Genomic DNA, 16,907 nt, shown 5'->3' on the forward strand with positions numbered 1-16,907 from the left:
TCAATCGATCGTTGGACGGCCCGGTGACGGCTATGACCCGCTCGGGGCAGGCGGTCGCAGGCCGACGTCAGGCGTACATCAGCCCGCCGTCGGTGAGTACCATCGCGCCGGTCATCATCGCGGACGCGTCGGAGAGCAGGAACGAGACGACCTCGGCCACCTGCTCGGGCGTGCCGAGCTTGCCCGTCGGGACCATCTCGCTCCAGTGGGCCTGCATGTCGGCGCCGTAGGCTGCCAGCCCCTCGGTCAGGACCGTGCCCGGGCAGACGGCGTTGACCCGGATGTCGCGACGGGCGTACTGCAGGGCGACATTCTTGGTCAGACCCACGACGCCGTGCTTGGCCGCGGTGTACCCGGCCATGCCGGGGGCGTTCTTGGTGCCGGCGTTGGAGGCCATGTTGACGATCGGCCCGCCGCCGGTCGTGAGCATCGCTGCGATCTCGGCGCGCAGGCAGAGGAAGGTGCCACGCAGGTCGACGGCGATGACGCGGTCGAAGTCCTCGACCGCCAGCTCGTGGAGGTCGGAGGGAGCGTGGGCGATGCCGGCGTTGTTGACGGCCATGTCGAGGCTGCCGTAGGTGCTGACGGCGAGGTCGACCATCGCCTGCACGTCGGTCGGGTCCGAGACGTCGCAGCGGATCGCGACGGCCTCACCGCCCCCGGCCGTGATGGTGTCGACGGTGGTCCGGGCGGCTGCCTCGTCGACGTCCGCGACGACGACCTGGGCGCCGCGCCGGGCGAGCAGGACCGAGGTGGCCCGACCGATGCCCGAGCCGCCGCCGGTGATGACGACGCTGCGATCGGTGAAGAGGGTGCTGCCCTCGAGGGCTGCTGGTTGGTTCATGAGCGGTCTCCGTCCGGGTCGAAGATCACGCCGACCTCGCAATCTTCGAAAAAGGGGCTTGTCGTGGTCGGTCTGGTGCGGTACACATTGGGCACTAACGACACTAGATGTCTGATGTGTAATGAGCAATAGCCGGGCAACGAGGCCCGACGACCGGGCGGAGCACCGTGACGCAACACCTGACCTTCCTCATGCTGGGACTGGGCAACGGCTCGGTATTCGCCGCGCTGGCGCTGGCTCTCGTCCTGACCTATCGCAGCTCGGGCGTCGTCAACTTCGCGACGGGCAGCATCGCGCTCGTCACGGCCTACGTCTACGCACTGCTCCGACAGGGTGAGCTGCTCAACCTCATCCCGGGCATGGACAACACGATCTCGATCGGCGAGCCCTGGGGCCTGGTGCCCGCGGCCCTCGCGGCGGTCGTCGTGGCCGGTCTCATCGGCCTGGGTCTGCACCTGGTCGTCTTCCGCCCCCTTCGGCACGCCCCCCCGGTGGCCAAGGCTGTGGCCTCGCTCGGTGTCTCGCTGCTGATCACCTCGCTCATCGCTGCCCGGATGGGCACGCAGGCGGTCAACGTCACGGCGATCTTCCCCACGGGTGCATGGCGCTTCGGCGATGCCAACATCCCCAAGGACCGCGTCTACCTCGCCGGGACGGTCCTGGTCGTCGGGCTGCTCATCGCAGCCGGGTACCGGTACACCCGTTTGGGCCGCGCGACGAGCGCCGTCGCCGAGAGCGAGAAGGGCGCCTACGTCAGCGGCATCTCGCCGACGAACATCTCCGCCTACAACTGGGTGATCAGCTCGGCTGTCGCCGGACTCGGTGGCATCCTCATCTCGCCGATCGTGCCGCTGATCCCGGTGTCCTACACCCTCTTCATCGTCCCCGCGCTCGCGGCGGCCATCATGGGCGGCTTCGCCAGCATCCTCGTGGCCCTCTTCGCCGGCTTCCTCATCGGCATGCTGCAGTCCGAGGTGCAGTTCCTCGCGGGGTCTCACGACTGGCTGCCCAGCAGCGGGATGCCCGAGCTCGTGCCGCTCGTGCTGATCCTGGTCGTCCTCGTCCTGCGAGCCAAGCCCCTGCCGGGCCGCGGCGCCATCATCACCGCGACGCTCGGGCGGGCCCCTCGACCGCGGAGCCTGCTCATCCCCACCATCATCCCGACCGCCGCCGTCCTCGTCGGCCTGGTCGCCTTCTCCGGGGACTGGCGCAGCGGACTCATCTCGACCCTGATCTACGGCGTCATCGCGCTGTCGAGCGTCGTCGTCACTGGCTACGCAGGGCAGGTCTCCCTCGCCCAGCTCCCCCTCGCGGGGGTGGCCGCCTTCCTCCTCGCGCCCCTGACCGCTGACTGGGGGGTCCCCTTCCCGATCGCGCCGGTCGTGGCCGCGATCGGCGCGATGGTCGTCGGCGTGGTCATCGGCCTGCCGGCCCTGCGCATCCGCGGTCTGACCGTCGCCGTCGTCACCTTTGCCCTGGCCGGCGCGCTCGAGGCCCTGTGGTTCCGCAACGTCGACATCGTCGGCGAGGGCCTCAGGGTCGAGAACCCCACGCTCTTCGGGATCGACTTCGGGGTCGGTGCCGGTGACGCCTTCCCCCGGGCCACCTTCGGTCTGCTCTGCCTCGTGGTGCTCATCGCGGTGGCGATCAGTGTCGCCAAGCTGCGCACCAGCCGGCTGGGCTCGCAGATGCTCGCCGTCCGAGCCAACGAGCGCTCGGCAGCCGCGGCCGGGGTCAACGTGGTGCGGACCAAGATCATCGCCTTCGCGATCGGTTCCTTCATCGCCGGACTCGGCGGGGCCCTGCTCTCCTACAAGCTCGGTTCGGTGACGTACGACCCCTTCTCGGCGATCGTCGGCCTGGCCTTCTTCGGCACTGTCTACCTGGCCGGGATCACCTCGGTCAGCGGTGGCCTCTTCGCGGGCGTCATCGCGACCTTCGGGCTCATGTACGTCCTCCTGACCAATGTCTTCACCACCGGCCACTGGTACGAGGTCGTTGCTGCGGTCCTGCTCATCGTCACCGTCATCACCAATCCCGAGGGCATCATCAGCCATCCGCAGGGCGTCATCGAGCGCTGGCGTGAGCGTCGAGCAGGCACCGACCCGCTGGCCGACACCGGCGCTGCCGGGATCGCGCGCACGACCGACCTCGAGGTCGACACCGAGCTGGCCAACGCTGATGCCGTGGCGCGGGAGGTCGGTCCCGATCTGCTCACCGTGCGTGGACTCACCATCCGGTACGGCGGCGTCACCGCCGTCAGCGAGGTCGACCTCGAGGTCCGCGAGGGCGAGATCGTCGGACTCATCGGGCCCAACGGCGCGGGCAAGACGACGGCCATCGACGCGATCAGCGGTTTCGCGACCGCAGAGGGCGCCGTCCGACTGGGCGACACCGATCTGTCCGGCCTCAAGCCCCACCGGCGAGTGGCCCAGGGCCTGGGCCGTACCTTCCAGGCGATCGAGCTCTACGAGGACCTCAGCGTCCGCGAGAACGTCATCGTCGGGCTCACCGCGCGTGCCGCCCACGAAGCCGACCAGGACCCCGTCGAGGAGACGCTCGCGCTGCTCGGTCTGGGCGCCGTGGCGGACCGCCCGGCCGGCTCGCTCTCGCAGGGACAGCGCCAGCTGGTCTCCATCGCCCGGGCGATCATCGGACGACCCAAGGTGCTCCTCCTCGACGAACCCGCTGCCGGGCTCGACAGCACGGAGAGCCTCTGGCTCGGGGAGCGGCTGCGCGGCATCCGCGACAGCGGCATCACGATCCTCATGGTCGAGCACGACATGGGCCTGGTGCTCAGCCTGTGCGATCGGATCCACGTCCTCAACTTCGGCGAGCTCATCGCCTCTGGTACCCCCCGTGAGATCCGGGTCAACCAGCAGGTCTCGCAGGCCTATCTCGGTACCTCCCACGAGATGGTGGTGGCCTGATGCAGGGCGCACTCAGCACACGTCCCGTCCTCGAGACCCGGGGTCTCGGTGCCGGCTACGGCGCCATCTCGGTGATCCGCAGCCTTGACCTCAGCGTCGAACCCGGCACCGTGCTCGGCATCCTCGGACCCAACGGGTCGGGGAAGACGACCCTGATGCTCACCCTCGCGGGTCTGCTGCGGCACCAGGGTGGCGAGGTCCTCCTCGACGGCGAGGCCCTGCCGTCGGGTCGGGCGTCGGTCACCAACCGCGCCGGGGTGGTCCTCGTGCCGGACGACCGCGCCCTCTTCACCGGCTTGACCGTCCGGCAGAACATCGACATCGCTCGCCGCAAGGGCGGCATGTCGTGGGACGAGGTCGGTGACATGTTCCCCGCGCTCGCCGATCGGGCCAACCAGCGCGCCGGGTCCCTCTCCGGTGGCGAGCAGCAGATGCTCGCCGTGGCCCGCGGTCTGGTCCAGAAGCCCAAGGTCCTGCTCATCGACGAGATGAGCATGGGGCTGGCCCCCGTCATCGTCGAGGGCCTGCTGCCCGTCGTCCGCCGGATCGCCGACGAGGCCGGCGTGGTCGTCGTCCTCGTCGAGCAGCACGTCCAGCTCGCCCTCGAGGTCGCCGACCAGGCGCTCGTCCTCGTCCACGGCGATGCCGTCCTGCGGGGTGCGGCGGCCGGTCTGGCCGCCGACCCCTCAGCACTGGAGGCCGCCTACCTCGGCGACTCCCCGAAGAGTCCCCCCGCTGCCGGGCCGCCGGCCGATGCAGCACCACCAGAAAGTAGGACATCCCCATGAAGTCAAAGGCACTGCGGCGCACGCGCGTCGTCGTCCCCCTGACGGTCGCGGCCTTGACCCTCATCACAGCCTGCGGTGATGGCGGTTCGTCGACCTCGTCGTCGGTCGACAGCAAGGCTGCGTCCGACGCACTCGGCGCGGAGAACAAGGCCAGTGGCGACCCGATCAAGATCGGCTACGTCGAGACCGGCCAGACGGCCGCCATCGACACGACCAACGAGGACAAGACGGCGGCAGCCGTCCTCAAGTACGCCAACGACCACCTCGGTGGTGTCGGTGGGCGTCCGGCCGAGCTCGTCGTCTGCGAGACCAAGGGCACGCCTGCCGGCGCCCAGGAGTGCGGCAGCAAGTTCGTCCGCGAGGACGTGGTCGCCGTCGTGTCCAGCTCGGTCGGTGAGCCGGGACCCCTCATCAAGCAGCTGAACTCGGCCAAGATCCCCTTCACCGCCAACCTCGCGGCCAACGAGGCGGCGCTCAAGGGTGAGGACGTCTTCATCTTCGGCAACCCCCTGTCGGTCTTCGCGACCCCGGCGCAGTACGGCAAGGAGAAGGGGGCCACCAACGCGGCCCTCGTCGTCATCGACGTGCCCGGCAGCGCTGGTCCGGCCAAGACCCTGGCCCCGTTGCTCTTCGGCAACGCAGGAGCCAAGACCGACCCGGTCCTCATCGCCCCGGGCACGGCTGACATGACGCCGCAGATCCAGGCGGCCCTCAACAAGAAGCCGGACATCTGGTACGTCCTGGGTGACCCGAACTTCTGCTCGAGCGCGGCCAAGGCCTTCCAGACGCTGAACGTCACCGAGAACATCCTCATGGACGGTCGCTGCATCGGTGAGGACCCGGCGGCGGCGCTGCCCGGCATCGACAAGATGAAGTTCGTCACCGGCTTCACCACGGACCCGAAGGACGAGGACTACATCCTGCTCCGGGCCATCCTCGACAAGTACGCCGACGGCCTCGAGACCGACGTCTACGCCGCGACCGCGTTCCAGGGCACGCTCAGCCTGATCACCGGGATCAACGCCGGGAAGCCGGCCGAGGTCACCGCGGAGAACGTGACCAAGGCACTGCGCGAGGCTCCGGCCACGAACTACCCGCTCAGCGCCGGCACGACCTTCCAGTGCAACGGCAAGCAGGTGCCCAAGGCCATCTCGCCCAACATCTGCTCGACCGGTGGCCTGATCGCCTCGGCTGACGCCGACGGGACCTTGAAGGACTTCAAGGCCGTCGACGCCAAGGATCTCTACGTCATGCCGAAGAAGTAAGGCCTGCACGATCGAGGAGCGCACCATGGACAGGCCCCCGCACGAGTCGAACTTGTGCGGGGGCTGCCGCGCGGCCGGACGATGCCGCCTCGGACTGAGGACCTGGGAGATCTCGGACGAAGGGGTCGTGGTCCGGGGGGCCTGCCCCGCCACGTGGACCGGTGGTCCTTCCATCGCCCATGGCGGGTGGACGGCTGCAGCCTTCGACGACGTCGTCGGGCGGACCGTCCGGGCCACCGGGGTGCGTTCGGTGACGGCTCACCTGGGGGTCGACTTCGTCCTCCCCGTCCCGGTCGAGAACGAGCTCGTGATCCGGGCCCGGATCACCGGCGCCGAGGGCCGCCGCCGCTTCGTCGAGGCAGTCCTCGAGCTCGCCGGCACCGGTGAAGTGCTGGCCCGGGCCGACGCCACCATGGTCGTCGTCGACGACCGCCACTACGACCGACACCGCGCCCACATGGACGAGCGGGCTGCAGGCGAACGAGGAGAAGCACCACATGCACGTTGACCTCACCGGATCACGGATCATCGTCACGGGCGGCGCTCGTGGCATCGGGGAGTCCCTGGTGCGGGTCCTGTGCGCCGAGGGCGCGCTCGTCGCGGTGCTCGACGTGCTCGATGACGCCGGGCAGGCAGTCGCGGGGTCGGCCACCGCTGCGGGCCCGGGACGAGCCGTCTACCACTCCTGCGATGTCACCTCCCGGAGCTCCGTGACAGAGGTCTTCGCCGCGGTGGCCGCAGACTTCGGTGGCCTCGACTCGCTGGTCCACGGTGCGGGGGTCGAGACGCGAACCCCGGCCGAAGAGCTCACGGACGCCGAGTGGGATCATGTGGTCGACGTGAGCCTGCGCGGCGCCTTCCTCACCAACCAGGCGGCCTTCCTCCTTCTGCAGGCCGGCGGCGGCCGCATCCTCAACGTCGCCTCCGGCGCCGGGCTCGACCCCTTCCCCGGCGCAGCCCACTACTCGGCCGCCAAGGCCGGTGTCGTGGCGTGGACCCGCTCGGTCGCGCACGAGTGGGGCCGGCACGGCATCACCCTCAACGCGATCGTCCCGGCCATGTGGACGCCGATGTACCAAGCGACCCGTGACCACTTCACCCCCGAGCAGCTCGCGGCGCACGACGTCTTCATGGCCGGCCGGATCCCCGTGGGGGGCAAGCTGGGCGATCCCACGACCGATCTCGCCCCCGTGATCGTCACGCTCCTCTCGGACGTCACCCACTTCGTCACCGGTCAGATCATCTGCATCGACGGCGGCCTCAGCAGTGTCCGCTGACCCCGATGTCTTCGCGCTGCGCGCCTGGCTTGATGCCCAAGGGGTCGAAGGGGGCGCGCTGACCGACGTCCGGACGCTTCGGGGCGGTACGCAGAACCAGATCGTCGCCTTCATGCGCGGCGGTCGAGCACTGGTCGTGCGACGTCAGCCGGTGCGCGAGGGGAGCGCCGGGGTGGACTCGGCTCGTCGCGAGGCGAGGGTGCTGCGTGCCCTCGCCGGCACCGATGTTCCTCACCCCCGGCTCGTCGGCGCGTGCCTGACGGCGGACGTCCTCGGCACTCCCTTCCAGGTGAGCGAGCTCGTGGAGGGCACCAGCCTCTGGGAGGCGGCCGACCCGAGCGACCGGGAGACTCGCGCGCTGCGCGCCGAGCCGAGCCGGATGCACGAGATCGGTGCCCAGATCGCGACCGGCTTCGGCGTGCTGGCCCGGCAGGACCCTCGGGCGCTCGGCCTCGACGACCTGGGCCGGGGGTCCGGCTGGGCCGCTCGGCAACCCGAGCGTTGGGACCGCGTGCTGCGGACCCAACGCGCCCAGGTGGGTCTCGCGGCGCGTCTGGAGGGGGCTGACGAGATCCACGACTGGCTCGTCGACCACGTGCCGGCAGACGATCGGCCGGGCGTCGTCCACGGGGACGCGCACCTCGGCAACGTGCTGGTCCACCGTGACGGCAGCGGCGTGAGCATCATCGACTGGGAGCTGGCCACCGTCGGTGACCCGCTCCTCGACCTGGCCGAGCTCCTCGTCACCTGGCCGACCCCCGGGTCCCCCTACGCCTGGAGGGTCCGGGACCACGGGCTGCCCGACGAGGCCGCCGTCATCGACCGGTGGCGTGCGGCCAGCGGGAGGAGCGTCGACCGGCTGCCGTGGTTCCGGGTACTCGCCGGCTACCGGCTCGCGGTGCTGCTCGAGGGCACGCACGTCCGCGCTCTCCAGGGGAAGGCTTCGCAGGAGATCGGCGCCGACCTCCACCGCCGAGCCCAGGAGCTGATGCGGAACGCCCTTTACACGTCAGCCTTCATCAACATCTCGAACGATCCCGCCGCCGACACCCCGAGGACCACGCATGTGGAGCTTTGAGACCGACCCCGACCACCAGGCCGAGCTCGACTGGGCGGCGGACTTCATCGCCACCGAGGTCGAGCCGCTCGACATGCTCTTGGGGTCCCCCTTCGATCGCTCGGACCCGGCGGTGGCAGCGCACGTCCGCAGCCTGCAGGATGTCGTGCGGGCCCGCGGTCTGTGGGCCTGCCACCTCGGACCGGAGCTGGGCGGGCAGGGCTACGGCCAGTTGCACCTGGCGCTGCTCAACGAGGTGCTCGGCGGCTCGAGCTGGGCCCCGACGATCTTCGGCTGCCAGGCCCCGGACTCCGGCAACGCCGAGATCCTGGCGCACTTCGGCACGCCGGAGCAGCAGGACCGCTATCTGCAACCCCTGCTCGACGGGGAGGTCTGCTCGACCTACGCGATGACCGAGCCGCACGCCGGCGCCGACCCGCTGCTCTTCACGACCACCGCCCGCCGAGACGGCGACGAGTGGGTGATCGACGGGGAGAAGTGGTTCGCCACCAATGCCCGCTTCGCCGCCTTCCTCATCGTCATGTGCGTCACCGACCCTGACGCGCAGGACCCGCACCGACGCACGTCGATGCTTCTCGTCCCGGCCGGGACTCCCGGGGTCGAGGTCGTCCGCAGCGTCGGGGTGGGGACCGACCGACCCGGGGAGGGGACCCACGGCTACCTGCGCTTCACGGGCGCCCGGGTCCCAGCCGATGCGCTGCTCGGCGAGGAGGGGCAGGCCTTCGTGGTCGCCCAGACCCGCCTCGGCGGTGGCCGGATCCACCATGCGATGCGCACGATCGGGCAGGTGCGTGCCGCCTTCGACATGATGCGCGAGCGGGCGGTGTCACGCTCGACACGCGCCGGGGCCCTCGGCTCGCTGCAGATGGTGCAGGAGCAGATCGCCGACAGCTGGATCGAGATCGAGCAGTTCAGGCTGCTCGTGCTGCGCACCGCCTGGCTCATCGACAAGGAGCAGGACTACCTCAAGGTGCGCAAGGAGATCGCGGCGGTCAAGGCCCTGATGCCCAAGGTCTTCAGCGATGTCGTGAGTCGGGCGATGCACCTGCACGGTGCACTCGGGGTCTCCGAGGAGATGCCTTTCATGGCGATGCTCAGCCGCGCCGAGGTGATGGCAGTCGCCGACGGGCCAACCGAGGTCCACAAGGTGACGGTGGCCAGGCAGCTGCTGCGCGGGGTAGAGCCGGACGACGGGCTCTGGCCGAGTGCGCACCTGCCCAGCCGACGAGCTGCCGCACAGGCGCGACTCGGCGCCACGCTCGAAGCGGGAGTGGTCTCGTGAGCGCGTCGACGGAGCGGTGGACCGGTCGGGTCGCAGTGGTCACCGGCGGCACGCGCGGTCTGGGTCGCGAGATCGCCACGGAACTGGCAAGGCGCGGGGCTGAGGTCGTCATCGTGGGCCGCGACGAGGCGCGGGCGGTGACCGCCGCGTCCGAGATCGCCTCTGCGACAGAGGGCCTCGTCACCGGGATGGGATGCCACGTGGGCCGCTGGGCAGAGTGCGACGCCCTGGTCGAGCGGACACGGGAGACCCACGGTCGCCTCGACGTACTGGTCAACAACGCCGGGATGTCGCCCCACTACGACGAGCTCACCGACGTGACCGAGGAGTACTTCGACAAGGTCTTCGCGGTGAACCTCAAAGGCCCCTTCCGGCTCAGCGCGCTGGCTGCCGAGCTGATGACGAAGGGGGATGGTGGCTCGATCGTCAACATCACCAGCATTGCCGCGGCGCGGCCCAGGCGAGGCCAGGTGCCCTACGCGATGGCCAAGGCAGGACTTGCCACCCTCACCCACGCGATGGCTCATGCGTGCGGCCCGCAGGTGCGGGTCAACGCCGTCATGGCCGGACCCTTCCTCACCGACGTGTCCCGTGCCTGGGACATGGAGGCCTTCGAGGCCCGGGCCCATCGAGAGATCCCACTCCAGCGAGCCGGTCGGCCCGAGGAGATCGTCGGAGCGGTCCTGTATCTCGCGGGCCCCGACTCGACCTACACCAGCGGTGCCGTCGTCAAGGTCGACGGTGGCGAGTCCTGGGCTCCGGCATGAGCACGACGTACCGCACGCTGGGGAGGTCCGGGCTGCGGGTCGCTCCCTTCGGGCTCGGGACGATGACCTTCGGCCAGCCCGGTTGGGGCTGCGACGAGGAGGTCGCCGGCCAGGTCCTCGACACGTATCTCGGATGGGGCGGCAACCTCATCGACACCGCGGACATCTACGCCGGCGGCGAGTCCGAGCGGATCATCGGGCGCTATCTGGCCGACCGCGGGGCGCGTGCTGACGTCGTCCTCGCGACGAAGTACTCCATGGGCGCACGGCCGGGCCACCCCAATGCCGGCGGCAACGGGAGAGTCGCCATGCGTCGGGCGCTCGAGGGCTCGCTCGAACGGCTGGGCACCGACCACGTCGACCTCTACCTCGTCCACGCCTGGGACGGCATCACCCCGGTCGAAGAGGTGATGCGGGCCCTCGACGAGGTCGTGAGGGCAGGCTTGGTCCGACATGTCGCGCTCTCGGACGTGCCGGCCTGGTACGCGGCCCGAGCAGCGACGATCGCCCAGTGGCGTGGTTACGAGCCGCCGGTCGCTGTCCAGCTCGAGTACTCGCTCGCCGAGCGTGGTCTCGAGCACGAGTTCCCCGGTCTCTGCCGCGAGGTCGGCCTGGGGCTGATGACGTGGGGGCCGCTCGCCAACGGCCTGCTGGCCGGTGCCTACTCCTCGGTCGCACGTGCCGAGGACCCGGAGGAGGCCGAGCTCCCGGACGGACGGATCAAGGCGACCTCCGCACGGCGCAACCCGGCGACGGACAAGCGCAACGAGCGCACCTGGGCCGTGGTCCGCGCGCTCGAGGAGCTGGCCGCCGAGGTCGGCGCGACGCCTGCGCAGGTCGCCGTCGCCTGGCTGCGGGGTCGCCCCGCGGTGACGACGGTGCTGCTCGGTGCCCGGCGTCCCGAGCAGCTGGAGCAGAACCTCAGGGCCGCTGACCTCGAGCTGCCCGCCGAGGCGCGGGCCTGGCTCGACGAGCTCAGTGCCCCTCCCCGCACCGTGCCCTACGGCTTCATGCCGTGGGCCCAGTCCCTGATGAACGCCGACCTGGAAGAAGACACCCCGTGAAGATCGCTCGATATCTGGCCGATGACGGACCCACCTGGGGCCTCGTCGAGATCGCCGCGGAGCGGGCGACCGTTCGCCCGATCCGCGGAGCCATCTCCGAGTGGGCGCCGGTCCTCGTCTCGTCCGGCTTCACCGACCTGCCGGTCGAGGACGAGGAGCTGCCGCTGGAGAGCGTGCGGCTCCTCGCACCCGTCGAGGCCTCCACCAAGGTGCTCGGCGTCGGCGCCAACTACTGGGAGCACCTGCGTCGTCTCGGCCGCACCGAGCGACCCACCCATCTCGCCTCCTTCATCAAGCCGATCAGCGCGATCGTCGGACCGGACGACGAGATCCGCTACCCCCTTCTCACCCAGGAGCTCGACTACGAGGTCGAGCTGGTCGCCGTCATGGGCACCCCGGTGACACCGATGACTGCCGACGCAGTGCCCGCGGTGCTCGGCTACACCGTCGGCAACGACATCAGTGCCCGCGACTTCCGTCACGGCGACAAGGGTCCCGATCTCGTGAGCATGAAGGCCAACGACGCGACGACACCGCTCGGGCCCTGGATCGTGACCGCCGATGAGCTCGCACCGGCCGACCAGCTCGACCTGACCATCACCTGCCGCGTGGACGGTGAGGTGCGCCAAGAGGACTCGACCTCGCAGATGCTCTGGAGGGTGCCCGAGATTCTCGACTTCTTCCGACTGCGGATCTCGCTGGCGCCCGGCGACATGGTCTTCACCGGGACGACCTGCGGCGTGGGGCTCGAGGACGGCCGCTTCCTCACCGAGGGCCAGACCGTCGAGACCGAGGTCGAGTCGATCGGCGTCCTGCGCAATGTCGTCGGCGCTCGTGGCGAACGAGGCTAGACGTGCGCGCGGCTGTCGTCACGCAGCTGGGAGGCCCCGAGGCCGTCGTGATCCAGGAGGTCGAGCGGCCATCGCTGCGTCCGGGCACGGTGCGGGTCGCTGTCTCCCACGCGGCCCTGAACTTCCCCGATCTGCTGATCATGGCCGGGCGGTACCAGGCCAAGGTCGACCCTCCCTACGTGCCCGGTTGCGAGTTCTCGGGGACGGTCCTCGAGATCGCCGAGGGGGTGAGCGAGGTCGCGCCCGGTGACACGGTCTTCGGCCTGGCGACCCACGGTGCTCTGGCCGAGGAGGTCGTCATCGACGCCTGGCGGGTCACGCCTGTGCCGACCGGCCACGACCTGGACTTGCGGACCCTCGCGGCCTTCGGCGTCACCTACACGACGGCCTACCACGCACTGCGGACCTTCGGTCGGGTGGCGCGGGGGGAGTGGGTCACGGTCCTCGGGGCAGCCGGTGGCGTCGGGCTCGCGGCAGTAGACATCGCGGGCGCGCTCGGCGCGCGCACCGTGGCCGTGGCACGCGGCCACGACCGGCTGGAGGTCTGCCGACAGTCGGGCGCCGACGTGCTCGTCGACTACTCGACGAGCGACGTGAAGCAGGCGGTGAAGGACGCCACCGGTGGGGGCGCCGACGTCGTCATCGACCCGGTGGGGGGCGACCTGGCCGAGCCGTCCCTGCGGGCGATGCGGTGGGGCGGTCGTTATGTCGTCGTCGGGTTCGCCTCCGGCGAGATCCCGAAGATCCCGCTCAACCTCGTGCTGCTCAAGGGCGTGTGGGTCGTCGGGTTCGAGAACCGCACCATCCTCGACCACCTGACCGAGGTCGCCCGGGGGCATCGTCGCGAGGTGCTCCAGCTGTTGATCGAGGAGCGGGTGCATCCGCGCATCGCCGCGGTGCACCCCCTTCGCCACGTCGTGACCGGACTCCACCAGCTCCAGGACCGCACCATCGCAGGAAAGGTCGTCATCGATGTCCGAGCACAGTGAGCACACTGGGCAGGTTGCCCTCATCACCGGTGGAGCGAGAGGTTTCGGGGCCCTTCGCCGAGGTCGTTCATCAGCGGGGAAACCATCAAGGTAGGGGCCAGCCGCTCGGCCTGATATCGCGACTCGCCAGGTGCACACGGACCGACCGTCAGCTCGCGGCGTCCTTGACCGCGGGTCGGTAGCACACCGCCATGAGCAGGCCGGCCGCGGCGATCCCGCCGACGAGCGAGACGACAGCCCAGACCGGGCCGGCGACGTCCAGACCCAGGGCGTCATCGAGCGACCAGGCGCCCGGGCCCGTGGCGGCGAGGCCGATCGCCACCATGGCGACCAACAGCGTGTACTCCCACCCGCCCTTGAAGACGAAGTACCCCTTGCCGCGGTGGTCGGTGAGCGCGGCGACGGCCATCAGGCCCACGAACGCGGTCGACGAGAGCCCGGTGAGGAGGCCGAGCGTCATGAGCACACCGGCGCCCATCTCCGTCGCCGCAGCGACTCGCGCCTGGACCGAGGGGAAGCGGAGGCCGAGGGCGCGGAACCAGCCCGTCGTCCCGTCCAGCCCTCCGCCGCCGAAGACCTTGTTCCAGCCGTGGACGATGAGCATCGGGCCGAGCGCGAGTCGCACGACGAGCAGGCCGAGGTCGAGATCCATCACAGTCCTCCGAAGAGTTGTCGGGCGTTGGTCCGCAGGATGCGGGTGAGCGCGTCAGGGGCGAGCCCGCTGTCGGCGTGGTGCGCCATGGTCTGCGCGTAGGTGGCGAAGGGGAGCATCACGGGGTAGTCGCTGCCAGCCAGCAGCCGATCAGCCCCGAAGGCCTCGGCGGCGGCGCCCAAGGCCGCAGCCGAACCGTGGGACACCGTGTCGTACCAGAAGCGGCGCGCCGTCTCGCTGGGCCGCTCGGTCAGCCCGGGCACAGTCATCGGCAGCTGGTTGTCGAGCCGGTCGAGCAGCATCGGCAGCGCACCACCGAGGTGGGGGACGATGATGTCGATGCCGGGGAAGCGCTCGGGCACGCGCGCCGTCATGAGGTGCAGCGCTGCGACGGTGTCCTCGAAGACCGTCCCCGCGGTGGGCGCCAGCCCCCAGTCCGTGACCAAGGGCGAGCGGAGCCCGTTGACGCTGGGGTGGAGGAAGAGCACGCCGCCCCGCCGGTCGAGCTCGGCGAGGACCGGCTCGAAGGCCGGGTCGGCGACCGAGCGTCCGCCCACCGAGCAGTGGATGATCACGCCGACCGCGCCGAGGGTTTCAAGCGCGTGCTCGACCTCGTCGAGCGCGGCATCGACGTGGGGGAGCGGCAGGGCGGCGAAGAAGGAGAATCGACCCGGGTGCGCGGCGACCAGCGCGGCGTGGGTGGTGTTGACCAGCCGGGCAGCACGTCGGGCCGAGTCCTGATCGGCTGCGTAGGGACCGACGGTTGGCGAGAGGACCTGGCGCGTGACACCGGCCCGGTCCATGTGCTCGAGACGGCGCTCGATGCTGCTGGGGTCTGCGCCGGCGGGAGCGGGACGCGGGAGCTCGCTCGGGGTCGACGCCGGGGGCCCCGCCTGCCCGTAGCCGGGCAGGTCGAGACCGGCCGGGCGCAGTAGCGATGAGTAGTCCGGCAGGAAGACGTGCGCGTGCACGTCGATGATCGAGCGGTCCACGTGGTCCATGCGGTCAGGCGCCGCGCTCGTCCGCCTTGCACCGGCAGGTCCCGGCTTGGTGCAGCTCGATCATGTTGCCGCTCGGGTCGTGGAGGAAGATCTGCAGCTGCTCGTCGCGCCCGATCCGCCAGTACACGGTCTCGAGGCGGTCGAGCTCGGCGCGCGCCGCGGTGATGTCCGGGACGCCGAAGGCGACGTGAGGGGTGAAGGGGTCGCGATCGGGGGTGCGGGCGTGCTCAGACACCCCTTCGAGGGCGAAGAGGTGGACCTGCGACTGGCCGACGTCCATCCAGAGCAAGGGGATACCGGGTACCTCACGTGCGCCGGGGTCGGGGTGGAGCCCGAGGACGTCACCGAAGAAGTTGCGGGTCGCCTCCTCCCTGCCGGGCGCGATACGAATCGCGTGGTGGTGCAGCTCGAGTCCGGCGAGTGCCATCGGGTCTCCTCGGGGTGTGGGGCGGAGGTGGAAAGGGAGCGGGTGCGCGTTATCGGGTGAGCAGGAGTGCGCCGCCGTGCGGGCCTCCGCCCGCTGCCGCCAGCGCGACCTCGGCGCCGTCGACCTGGCGCGCGCCGGCCTCGCCGCGCAGCTGGAGGCAGGCCTCGTAGAAGTGGCCCCACCCGTGGAGACGACCGGCGGAGAGTTGGCCGCCGCTGGTGTTGAGCGGGAGCGTGCCCGTCAGCGAGATGTTGTCGCCCCCTTCGACGAAGGCGGGAGCCTCGCCGTAGCCGCAGAAACCCAGCGACTCGAGCCACATGATCGTCAGGAAGGTGAAGCCGTCGTAGAGCTGTGCCGTGTCGACGTCGGCGGGGCGCAGGTCGGTCCGGCTCCACAGATGCCTGGCGGCGTCGGCAGCGGCCATGTCGTGCGGGTGCCGCCACTGGTCCCAGCCCGGGTCGTTGCGCATGGCCGAACCGATGGCCTCGATCCGCACGACCTTGGGGGCGTCGCCGGCGGTCTCGGCGGCAGAGACGACCGCCGCGATGCTGCCGTCGGTCGGGACATCGCAGTCGAGCAAGCAGAAGGGTTCGCTGATCATCCGCGCCGCGAGGTAGTCGTCGATGGTGATCGACTCGGTGAAGACGGCGTCGGGGTTGTCGGCGGCATAGCGGCGCTGGCTCACCGACAGCCAGCCCACCTGGTCGCGGCGGGCCCCCGTCTCATGGACGTAGCGTTGGTAGTTCATGGCGAGCCAGTTGGCTGCCGAGACCGCCCCGAAGGGGCGCTGCCACTGCAACGAGCCGGTGACCCCGCCTTGGTCGGCGCCGTTGGTGAGGACGCGCCCGCCAGTGCCCTGGGCGGTCGACTCCTCCGTGGTGCGGTAGACGAGGATGTGTCGTGCGACGCCGGCGGACACCGCCATGGCCGCCGCCATGATCGGCGTCAGCTGGGCCGGGCCCTCCTGGCACGCGAGGTGCCACTTCAGGTCGAGGTCGAGCGCCCCTTTCACCCGCCAGGGGCTGGGCCCGTTGAAGCCGGGCGCAGCCGGGTACTCACCGGGCCACGCGACGACTCCATCGATGTCGGCCATGGTGAGCCCGGCGTCGGCGACTGCGGCTCGAGCGGCCTGGACGGTGAGGTCGAGGCCGGAGCGCTCGAGCCGTCGGCCGGTGTCGGAGCGGCCGATCCCGGTGATGGCGGCGTCGTGTTCGAAGTGGTCGCGGCTCATGCCGGTGCCTTCTCGTCGGTCGTGGTGAGGGGCTCGAAGAAGGGGAGGTGGATCTCGCCGTGCTGCTCGAAGGTCACCTGCACCCGCTGGCCGATGTGCACCGACTCGGGGTCGCAGCCGACGATGCGGGTCATCAGCTGCAACCCCTCCTGCTCGTCGAGCTCGACGATCGCGATGACGTAGGGCGGCGTGATCGCGGGGAGGAAGGGCTGGCGGTTGATCGTGTAGCTGTAGACCGTGCCGAGTCCCGACACCGGCGTGGGGACCGGGGTGCAGGCGCCGTCGGGAGGGCAGTCGGGCCGTGGCGGGTGGAACCAGCGCCCGGTCTCTGCGCACCGCTGGATGCGCAGCCGGCCATCCGCGCCGGAGGTCCAGAAGAACTCGGTCTCGGGCGTGAGTCGCGGAAGGGGAGGGGCGAGCGCTGGCACCGTCATGATTCTAAGATACACTAGTGACGAATA

At 70.4% G+C, this 16,907-nt stretch carries 17 protein-coding genes; 11 read left to right on the top strand and 6 right to left on the bottom strand.

All coding sequences use genetic code 11. The annotated features are described in order from the left end of the window. Positions 1-67: 67 nt before the first annotated feature. The gene (locus ACQBJO_RS02225) at positions 68-844 is read right to left on the bottom strand and encodes an SDR family NAD(P)-dependent oxidoreductase (RefSeq protein WP_338538827.1); all 777 of its coding nucleotides are present in this window, start codon (positions 842-844) and stop codon (positions 68-70) included. Between the two features lie 167 nt (positions 845-1,011). On the opposite strand from ACQBJO_RS02225, the gene ACQBJO_RS02230 reads away from it, so the two are divergent. Genes ACQBJO_RS02230 through ACQBJO_RS02280 form a run of 11 tightly spaced genes read left to right on the top strand, consistent with a single transcriptional unit; the run spans position 1,012 to position 13,135 of the window. Further along, positions 1,012-3,774 carry an ABC transporter permease subunit gene (locus tag ACQBJO_RS02230; protein ID WP_421008171.1) on the top strand — a complete coding sequence of 921 codons (2,763 nt, stop codon included), beginning with the start codon at positions 1,012-1,014 and terminating at the stop codon, positions 3,772-3,774. After that, positions 3,774-4,562, top strand: a complete 789-nt coding sequence (locus ACQBJO_RS02235) for an ABC transporter ATP-binding protein (protein ID WP_421008172.1) — start codon at positions 3,774-3,776, stop codon at positions 4,560-4,562. Before ACQBJO_RS02230 ends, ACQBJO_RS02235 begins: the two co-directional genes overlap by 1 nt. Next, on the top strand, positions 4,559-5,827 hold the full coding sequence (locus tag ACQBJO_RS02240; RefSeq protein WP_421008173.1) for an ABC transporter substrate-binding protein: 1,269 nt from the start codon (positions 4,559-4,561) through the stop codon (positions 5,825-5,827). Before ACQBJO_RS02235 ends, ACQBJO_RS02240 begins: the two co-directional genes overlap by 4 nt. A 25-nt stretch (positions 5,828-5,852) precedes the next feature. Continuing rightward, entirely contained in the window at positions 5,853-6,335 is a 483-nt protein-coding gene (locus tag ACQBJO_RS02245; RefSeq protein ID WP_421008174.1) for a PaaI family thioesterase, read from the top strand. Then, the gene (locus tag ACQBJO_RS02250; protein ID WP_421008175.1) at positions 6,325-7,104 is read left to right on the top strand and encodes an SDR family NAD(P)-dependent oxidoreductase; all 780 of its coding nucleotides are present in this window, start codon (positions 6,325-6,327) and stop codon (positions 7,102-7,104) included. The genes ACQBJO_RS02245 and ACQBJO_RS02250 overlap by 11 nt, the downstream gene beginning before the upstream one ends. Continuing rightward, on the top strand, positions 7,094-8,182 hold the full coding sequence (locus tag ACQBJO_RS02255; protein ID WP_421008176.1) for a phosphotransferase family protein: 1,089 nt from the start codon (positions 7,094-7,096) through the stop codon (positions 8,180-8,182). Before ACQBJO_RS02250 ends, ACQBJO_RS02255 begins: the two co-directional genes overlap by 11 nt. Further along, the gene (locus ACQBJO_RS02260; protein WP_421008177.1) at positions 8,169-9,464 is read left to right on the top strand and encodes an acyl-CoA dehydrogenase family protein; all 1,296 of its coding nucleotides are present in this window, start codon (positions 8,169-8,171) and stop codon (positions 9,462-9,464) included. The genes ACQBJO_RS02255 and ACQBJO_RS02260 overlap by 14 nt, the downstream gene beginning before the upstream one ends. Then, on the top strand, positions 9,461-10,231 hold the full coding sequence (locus tag ACQBJO_RS02265) for an SDR family NAD(P)-dependent oxidoreductase (RefSeq protein WP_421008178.1): 771 nt from the start codon (positions 9,461-9,463) through the stop codon (positions 10,229-10,231). Before ACQBJO_RS02260 ends, ACQBJO_RS02265 begins: the two co-directional genes overlap by 4 nt. Then, positions 10,228-11,295 carry an aldo/keto reductase gene (locus ACQBJO_RS02270; RefSeq protein ID WP_421008179.1) on the top strand — a complete coding sequence of 356 codons (1,068 nt, stop codon included), beginning with the start codon at positions 10,228-10,230 and terminating at the stop codon, positions 11,293-11,295. The genes ACQBJO_RS02265 and ACQBJO_RS02270 overlap by 4 nt, the downstream gene beginning before the upstream one ends. After that, a complete protein-coding gene (locus tag ACQBJO_RS02275; RefSeq protein WP_421008180.1) occupies positions 11,292-12,146 on the top strand; it encodes a fumarylacetoacetate hydrolase family protein in 855 nt (284 codons plus the stop codon). Before ACQBJO_RS02270 ends, ACQBJO_RS02275 begins: the two co-directional genes overlap by 4 nt. Positions 12,147-12,148: 2 nt before the next feature. Then, entirely contained in the window at positions 12,149-13,135 is a 987-nt protein-coding gene (locus ACQBJO_RS02280) for an NADPH:quinone oxidoreductase family protein (protein WP_421008181.1), read from the top strand. Positions 13,136-13,283: 148 nt separating this feature from the next. Here the strand turns inward: ACQBJO_RS02280 and ACQBJO_RS02285 are convergent, their stop codons facing one another. Genes ACQBJO_RS02285 through ACQBJO_RS02305 form a run of 5 tightly spaced genes read right to left on the bottom strand, consistent with a single transcriptional unit; the run spans position 13,284 to position 16,880 of the window. Next, the gene (locus tag ACQBJO_RS02285; protein ID WP_421008182.1) at positions 13,284-13,787 is read right to left on the bottom strand and encodes a DoxX family protein; all 504 of its coding nucleotides are present in this window, start codon (positions 13,785-13,787) and stop codon (positions 13,284-13,286) included. Further along, positions 13,787-14,788 carry an amidohydrolase family protein gene (locus ACQBJO_RS02290; protein WP_421008183.1) on the bottom strand — a complete coding sequence of 334 codons (1,002 nt, stop codon included), beginning with the start codon at positions 14,786-14,788 and terminating at the stop codon, positions 13,787-13,789. Before ACQBJO_RS02290 ends, ACQBJO_RS02285 begins: the two co-directional genes overlap by 1 nt. 4 nt (positions 14,789-14,792) lie before the next feature. Further along, positions 14,793-15,215, bottom strand: a complete 423-nt coding sequence (locus ACQBJO_RS02295; RefSeq protein WP_421008184.1) for a VOC family protein — start codon at positions 15,213-15,215, stop codon at positions 14,793-14,795. Between the two features lie 49 nt (positions 15,216-15,264). Next, positions 15,265-16,446, bottom strand: a complete 1,182-nt coding sequence (locus tag ACQBJO_RS02300) for a thiolase C-terminal domain-containing protein (protein ID WP_421008185.1) — start codon at positions 16,444-16,446, stop codon at positions 15,265-15,267. Beyond that, positions 16,443-16,880 carry a Zn-ribbon domain-containing OB-fold protein gene (locus ACQBJO_RS02305; protein ID WP_421008186.1) on the bottom strand — a complete coding sequence of 146 codons (438 nt, stop codon included), beginning with the start codon at positions 16,878-16,880 and terminating at the stop codon, positions 16,443-16,445. Before ACQBJO_RS02305 ends, ACQBJO_RS02300 begins: the two co-directional genes overlap by 4 nt. Between the last annotated feature and the right edge of the window lie 27 nt (positions 16,881-16,907).

The sequence above is a fragment of the Janibacter zhangyanbonis genome, from assembly GCF_050507325.1.
Classification (GTDB): Bacteria; Actinomycetota; Actinomycetes; order Actinomycetales; family Dermatophilaceae; genus Janibacter.